This window comes from Bradyrhizobium pachyrhizi (assembly GCF_001189245.1).
GTDB classification, from domain to species: Bacteria; Pseudomonadota; Alphaproteobacteria; order Rhizobiales; family Xanthobacteraceae; genus Bradyrhizobium; species Bradyrhizobium pachyrhizi.
Genome location: NZ_LFIQ01000111.1, coordinates 13,412 through 22,605, shown reverse-complemented (window position 1 = coordinate 22,605; position 9,194 = coordinate 13,412). Strand labels below are relative to the sequence as shown.

The 9,194-nt window shown below is 64.4% G+C and carries 10 protein-coding genes; 4 read left to right on the top strand and 6 right to left on the bottom strand.

Annotation, left to right across the window (positions count from 1 at the left end):
* Positions 1-1,039, bottom strand: a 1,039-nt coding sequence (locus AKL29_RS28130; protein ID WP_063779963.1) for a threonine synthase, incomplete at its 3' end; no start/stop codon positions are given.
* 38 nt (positions 1,040-1,077) lie between these two features.
* Complete coding sequence (locus AKL29_RS28125) at positions 1,078-3,156, bottom strand: acetoacetate--CoA ligase (RefSeq protein WP_283809428.1); 2,079 nt, start codon at positions 3,154-3,156, stop codon at positions 1,078-1,080.
* Between the two features lie 150 nt (positions 3,157-3,306).
* Between AKL29_RS28125 and AKL29_RS28120 the strand changes: the two genes are divergently transcribed.
* The gene (locus tag AKL29_RS28120) at positions 3,307-4,308 is read left to right on the top strand and encodes a glycoside hydrolase family 3 N-terminal domain-containing protein (RefSeq protein ID WP_050386406.1); all 1,002 of its coding nucleotides are present in this window, start codon (positions 3,307-3,309) and stop codon (positions 4,306-4,308) included.
* A 96-nt stretch (positions 4,309-4,404) separates the two neighbouring features.
* Entirely contained in the window at positions 4,405-4,587 is a 183-nt protein-coding gene (locus tag AKL29_RS43010; protein ID WP_160321802.1) for a hypothetical protein, read from the top strand.
* A 96-nt stretch (positions 4,588-4,683) separates the two neighbouring features.
* Here the strand turns inward: AKL29_RS43010 and AKL29_RS28115 are convergent, their stop codons facing one another.
* On the bottom strand, positions 4,684-5,082 hold the full coding sequence (locus AKL29_RS28115; protein ID WP_430648896.1) for a hypothetical protein: 399 nt from the start codon (positions 5,080-5,082) through the stop codon (positions 4,684-4,686).
* Between the two features lie 607 nt (positions 5,083-5,689).
* Here AKL29_RS28115 and AKL29_RS28110 point away from each other — a divergent pair.
* The gene (locus AKL29_RS28110) at positions 5,690-6,292 is read left to right on the top strand and encodes a helix-turn-helix domain-containing protein (RefSeq protein ID WP_050386405.1); all 603 of its coding nucleotides are present in this window, start codon (positions 5,690-5,692) and stop codon (positions 6,290-6,292) included.
* Positions 6,293-6,400: 108 nt separating this feature from the next.
* On the opposite strand, the gene AKL29_RS28105 is transcribed toward AKL29_RS28110, so the two are convergent.
* From AKL29_RS28105 to AKL29_RS28095, 3 genes are all read right to left on the bottom strand, one after another.
* Positions 6,401-6,649, bottom strand: coding sequence for a hypothetical protein (locus AKL29_RS28105; protein ID WP_050386404.1), 249 nt, complete (start codon positions 6,647-6,649; stop codon positions 6,401-6,403).
* A 156-nt stretch (positions 6,650-6,805) separates the two neighbouring features.
* Positions 6,806-7,525, bottom strand: coding sequence for a Crp/Fnr family transcriptional regulator (locus AKL29_RS28100; RefSeq protein WP_050386403.1), 720 nt, complete (start codon positions 7,523-7,525; stop codon positions 6,806-6,808).
* 189 nt (positions 7,526-7,714) lie between these two features.
* On the bottom strand, positions 7,715-8,425 hold the full coding sequence (locus AKL29_RS28095) for a Crp/Fnr family transcriptional regulator (protein ID WP_063779960.1): 711 nt from the start codon (positions 8,423-8,425) through the stop codon (positions 7,715-7,717).
* Between the two features lie 550 nt (positions 8,426-8,975).
* On the opposite strand from AKL29_RS28095, the gene AKL29_RS45680 reads away from it, so the two are divergent.
* Positions 8,976-9,194 (top strand): flagellin N-terminal helical domain-containing protein (locus tag AKL29_RS45680; protein ID WP_488230432.1); only part of this gene is annotated, 219 nt, incomplete at its 3' end.

Sequence of the window (9,194 nt, the reverse complement as noted above, 5' to 3'; positions counted from 1 at the left end):
CGCGCGCCTTGAGGACGTCGAGCGCGGCGGCGGCCGAGGCCGAGGTCGGCTCGACGAACAGGCCGGTCTGCGCCAATCGCTTCAACGCGGCGACGATGCCGACTTCGGGAATTGCGACGGTGCCGCCGCCGCTCTCCTTCAGTGCCGCGATCATCTGCTTCAGCCGCAGCGGGTGCTTGATCGCGGTGCCCTCGGCGATGGTCTTGCGGACCGCGCGATCGACCGGCGTGTCGACGCCGGCGGCAAAGCTGGCATCGACCGGCGAGCAGTTGAGCGGCTGCGCCGCGAACAGGCGCGGCAGCCGCGCGATCTGCCCGGCCGCGAAGAGCTCCTTGAAGCCGATATAGCAGCCGAGCAGGCTGCTGCCGGCGCCGACCGGCATGATGACGTTGTCGGGCGCGGTGAAGCCGAAATCTTCCCAGATCTCGTAGGCCAGCGACTTGGTGCCCTGCAGGAAGAACGGCTGCCAGTTGTGGCTGGAGTAGAAGATCAGCTTCGACTGGCGGATCGCTTCCGCCTCGGATTCCTCGCGCGGGCCTTCGACCAGCTGCACCTCGGCGCCGAAGGCGTGCATCTGCGCCACCTTCATCGGCGACGTCGTGGCCGGCGCAAGGATCCTGACCCGCATCCCGCCCGCCGCGCCATAGGCTGAAACCGACGCGCCGCCATTGCCGGAGCTGTCCTCCAGCACCGCATCGACGCCGAGCTGGCGCAGGAACGACAGCATCACCGTGGTGCCGCGATCCTTGAAGCTCGCCGTCGGATTGAACCATTCGAGCTTGAAATGCGGCCGCAGGTCATCCCACGCCTTCTCGACGGCAGGCGTGTAGCCTTCGCCCATCGTGATCGGCTGCCTGATCTCGACCGGCAGCGCCGCCCGATAGCGCCACAGCGACCGCGTCCCGCGATCGATGTCGTCGCGGGAGATTCCCGGCAGCGGCGTTATCAGGAGCGGCTTGCCTTCGTCGGAGCACCAGCGCGGGATATCCAGCGGATAGAGCTTTCCGTTGAGCGGGTCGATGTAGCTGGGTGAAGACATGTCGTGAGATCCCAAACGCGAGTGGCATTCGGCGGCCGTTACGCCGCGCCGGCCTGCTTGCTCAGATAGCTCTTTGCAAAATCGAGATACCAGTCGAGGCATCCGGGATTGGCCATCGCATCGCGATTGATGACCTTCTCGACGGGATGGCCGAGCAGCAGCTTCTTGACCGGCAGCTCCTGCTTCTTGCCGGACAGCGTGCGCGGAATTTCCGCCACGACGAAGATGTCGTTGGGCAGGAAGCGGCGCGACAGCCCGGCCTCGACCGCCTTGTTGATCTTGGCTTTCATCGCGGCATCGAGCGCAATGCCCTCGCGCAGCACCACGAACAGCGGCATGTAGCTGTCGCGGCCAAGATATTCGAGGTCGACCACCATCGAATCCAGCACCTCCGGCAGCGCCTCGATCGCGGAATAGAGCTCGCTGGTGCCCATCCGCAGGCCATGGCGGTTGATGGTGGCGTCGCTGCGGCCGTAGATCACGCAGGAGCCGTCGGGGTTGATCTTGAGCCAGTCGCCATGCCGCCACACCGGGCCGCGGCCACTTCCGTCGAAATTGTCGGGGTAGGTCTCGAAATAGCTGGAAAGGTAGCGCGCGTTGCCGGGATCGTTCCAGAAGCGCAGCGGCATCGAGGGCAGCGGCTCGGTGCAGACGAGCTCGCCGACCTCGTCGATCACCGCGCGGCCCTGCTCGTCGAACGCTTCCACCGCGCAGCCGAGCAGGCGGCATTGCATGATCCCCGGCGTCTGCGGCAATTCGCGATTGCCGCCGATGAAGGCGCCGGCGAAGTCGGTGCCGCCGGAAATATTGGCCCACCACATATCGGCCTGCGCAGCGTTGCCGTTGTGCTTCGCAAGCGCGGCGAAGCGCTCGTTGAACCAGGCCTGGGTGTCGGCGCTGAGCGGCGAGCCGGTCGAGCCGAGCGTGCGCAGGCCCGAGAGATCGCCGACGGCAGCAAGATCGATCTCCGCCTTGGTGCAATTGGCAAAGAACGCCGCGCCGGCGCCGAAGAAGGTGGCCTTGGCGTCGGCGACGAAGCGCCACAGCGTGGTCCAGTCCGGCTTGTCCTTGGTGCCGCCGGGACTGCCGTCGAAAATGCAGCAGGTCGTGCCGTTGAGCAGGCCGTTGGCCTGGCAATTCCACATGATCCAGCCGGTCGAGGAGTACCAGTGGAAGCGTTCGCCGAACGAGTTTGGCTGATAGCTGCAGCCGATATCGTTGTGCAGCGTCGAGAGCGGCAGCGCCACCACGATGATGCCGCCATGGCTGTGCAGGATCGGCTTCGGCAATCCGGTGGTGCCTGAGGAATAGACGATCCAGAGCGGATGATCGAACGGCAGCCATTCCGGCTCGAAGGCGTCGATCGCCGCGCTCCGGCCCGCGAGGATCGATGACAATCGCGTCTCGGACGGCGCGGCGTCGCTGTGCAGGATGACATGCTGCACGGTCGGCAGCGCGCGCCGCAATTCCTCGATCACACCTTGCCGATCGTGGCGGCGGCCGGCATAGGTCACGGCGTCGCAGGCGATCAGCACCTTCGGCTCGATCTGCTTGAAGCGATCGATCACCGCGGGCGCCGCCATGTCGGGCGCGCAGACGCTCCAGACCGCGCCCAGGCTCGCGGTCGCGAGGAACGCGATGATCGTCTCGGGAATGTTCGGCAAGTAGGCGGCGACCCGGTCGCCGGCGCGCACGCCGTTAGCCTTCAGATGCAGCGCCAGCGCGGCCGATTTGCGCTGCAGCTCGGGCCAGCTCGTCTCCGAGAGCTTGCCGTCCTCGCCGCTCGAGATCAGGGCCGGCAGGCCTGCGGCATGCGCCGGCGCGACATGGCGGAAGACCTGGCGCGCGTAGTTCACCGAAGCGCCGGGAAACCACACCGCGCCCGGCATCTTGCGCTCGGCCAGCACCGCCGAATGCGGCGTCGGCGAGCGCAGGTCGAAATAATCCCACACGCTCTGCCAGAAGCCGTCGATATCGGTGACCGACCAGCGCCGCATCGCCTCGAAATCCGCAAACTCAAGGCCGCGCGTCCGCTTCAGCCATTGGCGGTAAAGGGCCATTTGCGGGACGTAAGCTGCTGTCATGGGCGGTTTCCGAAAGTCCTTGTGTCGTGGCAGGCGATCGAGGCCCGCCGGCGTGTCTTAACATAGTGATGCAAGCGCGGGGAACGCAGTCGAGCAGCAAGCTGCGTCATATTCTTACCGCCGCCCCAGCGTGCTATTCCATCGGGCGCGGCTGATTCCATGCGGCAACCGAATCGAGCGGCCATGTCCGTCGGCGAACTCTTCATTCTCGGCTTCTACGGCAAGGTCGTTCCGCCTTGGCTGAAGGAATTTGCCGCGCAGTTCGGGCTCGGCGGGGTGATCCTGTTCGACTATTCCTGCCAGACCCGGCAATACGACAACAACATCGCCTCGCCCGCGCAGGTGCAGTCGCTCTGCGCCGAGATCGCAGCGCTGCCGTCGCGGCCGCTGGTCTTCATCGACCAGGAGGGCGGCCTGGTGCGCCGGCTCAAGGACACCTGCGGTTTTCAGCCGCTGCCGAGCGCGAAGGAGTTCAATCTGCTCGCGCGCGCGGAAAAGCAGACGGTGCTGGCCGCAAGCTACGGCGAGTTGCACCGGCTCGGCATCCGCTACAATTTCGCGCCTGTCATCGACGTCGACTACAATCCCGACAATCCCAACATCGGCAGGATCAAGCGGTCCTATTCGCCCGATATCGGTGAGGTCGAGGCCAATGCCCGGCTGGTCGACGCTGCGGCGCGGCAGGCGGGAGTAGGCCTCTGCCTGAAGCATTTTCCGGGCATCGGCGGTGCAAGCGTCGATTCGCATCTGGAGTTCATGGACATTTCCGATGCGCTGCGTCCCGAGCAGGAGGAACTGTTCTACGCGTTGGCGCCGCGCACCTATGGCGATGCGGTACTGGTCAGCCACGCCATTGTCCGGCAGTGGGACGCGCAGCATCCGATGACATTGTCATTGGCCGGGCTCGGCCGGCTTCGCCGTCGCCTGCCCGAGACGCTGCTGATCACCGACGACATGCAAATGCAGGGGCTGCAGAAGGCGCTCGGCACAAGCGCGGCCAGCCTGCAGTCGATCGCCGCCGGCATGGACATGATCTGCATCGGCAACAATCTGTTCGACCAGGAGCAGGAGATGGCCGGCATCGCCGCGGCGGTCGCGAGTGCGGTGCAGAATGGATCACTCGATCAGGCCGCGGTGCGGCGATCCATTGCGCGCGTGCAAAAGCGCAAGGCGCTGTTCGCCTGACGGCGTTGAACCAAATTTTGCGCCGGGCGACCACAAGGTGTGGAACCAAATTTCATTGCCGCGATTTAACAATGACGCTCATCGGGGCTGACAACCATGAAGATGCTCAAGCGTCTCTTCCGATTGATCTGGCTACGCCGTGTCGCACGCAACCCAGCCGATTTTCCGCCTGCCTCCATAGATCCTGACGAATTCAGCCGCCTGCTTTGCAGCGGGCGCGCCGAGGATCTGCGGACGCTGGCAAAGCGATTGAGCCAGCGCTCGCGGGCCCACGCATAGGCGGTGGATCGGATCCAATCGCTAGCCCGGTCTTCCACCAAACCGGCAATTCCGGCGCGCGGGCGTGACTCCCGGCAGCGGTCTCGATGCGATCAGCTACTGCTTTGCTTTTTCGTGATTGCCGATCCCGACCGCCTTGTAGTCGTAGGTCGGGTAGAACTCGGTGTGGTAGGCGCCCCAGGCACTGTTCTCGATGACGCGGTTGACCTCGCGCAGCCGCGATGCCGGCAGCCGCAGCGTCACCACCTGGCCGATTCCCATCATCACGTACCAGCTGACGACCTCGACACCCTCGGGCGGAAACGCCTTGTAGAAGCCCTGCCGCTCAAGCTGGGCGTTGAGCTCGCCGAGCGGTCGCGACTGATCATGCTTGAAGAAGATGGTGAGCATGACCGCGGTGTCGGGCGTCGGCGCGGCACTGCTGGTCGGCTCGGTCTGCGCATGCGCGCCTCCGCCAAGCAGCAGTGCTGCGGCGAGCGCCGCAATCGTCATCATGGAAATCCAGGATCCGTTCCGCCCTCGCTTCATGGCCGCGCCCTTATTGCTGATCGAGAGGCGGCGATCATCGCGACGCCCGTCGGGGCTGTAAATTGACATTCGCCTGATCCGATCCCTGCCCAATGCGCACCCGATGCTTCGGTTGATGTGAACCGTCTCATATGTGCGGGCGCCCGCGTGCGGTATGCCGACGCCATCCCGATGCCGAAAGGGATGATCGATGACGACCCGGCGAATGGCGTATTGGTGGTTCAGGTTCGTTCTTTCGGGGCGGTTCCTGCAGAAATTCCTTCGGCTCCGGCGCCCCTGAGGCGATGCCGGGCCGTGAAGCCCTGCCATGTTCAACCCGGAACCAACGAGCCGGGAAACGCCGGCCGAACCGTTTAGGTCAACGTCGGGCCGCGAATCCCGTCGGCGACGACCTCGCCCACCCGTCCCGTAAGAATACTGTAATTCGACTCAAATATGCGAGATTCGTTGCCAAATCAGCGGTAATCTGCGCCTGCTTGGCAAGTCGGGGCCCAAGGTCACAGTTGCGTCACCCGTAGTTTTACGGAGTCCCGTGTTAACGCGGCCACAAGTTCACCTTTGGTAAACCATACTTATGACGCAACATGACAACCGAGCCGAGGCGCGCCTTCCGGCATGGATGGGTGGAACCGCGACGCTCGAGCCGCAGCCGCTTGAGACTCAGGAACCCGCAGCGCCGCGGCCGCAGGCGGACGCCGGTGCCGCGATCGTCCGGCAGTTCAATGGGCCGGTGACGGCGCTGCTGCTCTATATGAACGAGCTGAAACAGCACAGTCAGCAATTCGCGCACGCGCCCGGCAATGGCGTCTATCTGCGGCAGGTGATCGAGAACGCGCTCGAGCAGACCGAGCGCGTGTCCGCGATGCTGAAGCAGATTTCCGACCTCTATCCCAATGCGGTCCCGGCCGCCGATCTCAAGCCGCCGGGCGACGACAAGCCGGCAGGCTCCCGGTCGCCGGATGTCATGTTCGCGCCGGAAGCCGGCCGCAAGCCGTTGACCAAACGCGAGCGCGAAGTGCTCAGCCTGATCAGCGACGGCTATTCCAACAAGCAGGGCGCGCTGCGGATGAACATCAGCCCGCGCACGTTCGAGAGCCATCGCGCCGAGGCGATGCGCAAGCTCGGCGCGCGCAACACCGCCGACCTCGTCCGCAAGGCCCTGTTGCATTCCGCATAGAGCGTTTTCAAGCGAACTGGTTCGCGTAAAGAAGACGCGTCAAAACTGAAATCCAGAGCATTCCATCGGAACGCTCTGAGCGGTGTTCGGTTCGTAAGAACCCGGTTCTCAGAAATCGTCTTCCGCGGCGAAGCACAGGCGCGGCGCGAGCCGCGCGGCCGGCGCGGATGCCTTCGGTTCATCCGGAACGATCGTGACCAGCCACGCCGCCGTCGCACCAGACCTGCTTTCGACGATCGCGCGCACGCGTCCCGTGACGGTCGCGCCGGCCGACCGTACGGTGGCGGTCCGGCCGTTGAACTGGGCCATGCGGAAGCGCCGGGCTTCCTTCCGGTCGGTCGTCTGGTACGTGAACATCGGCTCCCCCGTGCGTCCACGCAACTGTGGCGATGCAGCGTTATCCGACGATGAAAATCGCACGCCGTAGAAGTACGGCTTGCACAGCGGTCAGAGCGCTTTTGAGCGAAGCGGGTGCCGGCTCGCGCGAAGAAGACGCGGCAAAACAAACCAGCTCTAACGGCCGACTTCCTGACAACTCAGCAGTCCCGCATATTGCGCCTTGACCGCGGCGTAGCATTCGCACGCGGTCTTGATCAGCCCATCCGCGTTGGTGATCTCGATGTGCCCGCGGCTGTAGTGGATGAAATTGGCCTGTTGCAGGGTATGCGCGACCAGCGACACGCTGTTGCGGCGCGCGCCGATCATCTGCGCCATCGCCTCCTGCGTCAGGACGATCTTGTTGCTGCCGGAGAGATCGCGCGTGTGCAGCAGGCATCGCGCCAGCCGTGACTCCACGGTGTGCGCAGCGTTGCAGCCGGCGGTCTGCTGGATCTGGGCGTAGACGGCGAGCCCGTGCCGGATCAATCTCGCCCGAAGCGTCGGGCTCTGGCCGGCAGCTGCGCGCAACGGCTCGAGTTCCACGGTCGAGGCGGTGCCGGGCACCAGCACCGTGGCGTTGTTGAGGACAGGCCCTTCGACGAGCGGGGCGAATGCGCCATAGATGCTGTCGCGGCCGACCATCGCGACCTGCACGCGCTCGCCTCTTGCCAGCTTGACCACCAGCGAGATCACGCCCTTGTGCGGCATGTATGTCCGCTTGAGCATCTCGTCGGTCTCGACCAGGACCGAGTCGGCCGCGAGGTCGACCGTCCGCAGATGCGGCCGAATCAATTCGAAATCGCTCGCCGAGAGCGACGCCAGGAATCCGTTGGGTGATCGAGGAACCGTTTCCAAAGCAACCTCCAGCCTGCCGGCAAAGCTTGTCTCTGGGCCCAGGGCTGACGTGCGGCTGGACGTCCTTGCAACCTATTCTGGCACGTCAGGGTTCCAATGGAAACATGTCTTGGTTCCAATAGGAATAGACCTATCGCCGCACATTCAAGTTGTGTGGTCGGTCACAGTTGGGGCTGGGCGGCGCGCCGGTCAGTCTTCCGGCCCGATCAATTGTTCGGCGTGCGCCTTGACCGTCGTATAGCATTCACACGCCGCCTTCCGCAGCCCGTCGATATCGGTGATCTCGATATGACCGCGGCTGTAACGCAGGATGCCGGCCTGCTGAAACCCATGTGCGACAATCGAAACCGCATTGCGCCGGACGCCGATCATCTGCGCCAGCATTTCCTGGGTTAGCGGCAACGCCTCGCTGCCGCACAGATCGCGTGCGCGCAGCAGCCATCGTGACAGCCGTGCCTCCACCGGATGCGAAACGTTGCAGGCGACGGATTGTTGCGTCTGCGCCATCAACGCCTGCTCATAGAGCGCAACCAGGGTCCGGAAATCCGCGCTGCGATTTGCTGCCTCGCGGAAATCCTCCGCCCGCATCATCGAGGCTGAGCCTGGCACCACGACAATCGCGTCGGCAAGCAGCGGCCGCTCGTGCAGGGCGGCAGACGCGCCCACGACGCCGTCGCGACCGACGGTTGCGATCTCGACAGATTGCCCGTCGGACAGATTGATCATCATCGAGACCACGCCGCTATGCGGAAAATAAACCCGCTGCACCGGCGCGCCGGCATCGGCGAGCGCCGTTTCCTTGGTCAGGTCGACGGTTTCCAGAAGGGGATGGAGTTGCGCGTACTCCGTGGGGGGAAGTGCTTGCAACAGACGATTGGGCGGACGCGATACCGCGGACATTGCTGCTCCTGCCGAGGGCGGGAGCACTACGGTCTCGCATCACCTACTCTTGGCGTGTGGAAGGACTGCGAACATAGCTTGCCTGTCCAATTGCACAAGGGTTGTGGTGTCGAAACTATACCCTCTAGAGGGCAGACGGCGTGGCCGCCGCCGGCACCGGTGATCGACGTCGATCCGCGCGGCGCGAGATACGCGCGCGACTTTGTCTCTCATTTGTTGATTTCCATTAACTCTGTTCCTCGCCGGACTTGGCATCGTGGTGGCTTGCAACGCCGGCTATCGACGCGCCGGGCCGGCCGCGCCGGGATGTCGCAAGTCCTGCACATGCGCAGGAAATCCAGGGCCATGACGTCGGTCCGGCGCCGACCGCGCGCTGCCGGGGCCAGCCATCGCGCCGGCCGCCCGTCGAATCACCGGCGAGGCCGTCCTGGGTATTTGTACGGACCAGCCCTTTAACGAACGGGTAGCGCCGACGGACCAGTGTGGCGTGGGTCGCCGTGCGAAATTTACGGCGTCGCGTCAATCGTGTTCATCCAGAAGGGTATCCAGTATGTCCGGCATCGTTCTTTCGGCATCGGTCCGTCAAAATCTGCTTTCGCTGCAGTCGACCGCTGACCTGCTCGCCACCACGCAGAACCGCTTGTCCACCGGCAAGAAGGTCAACACTGCGCTCGACAATCCGACCAACTTCTTCACGGCGCAGTCGCTCGACAACCGCGCCAGCGACATCAACAACCTGCTGGACGGCATCGGCAACGGCGTGCAGGTA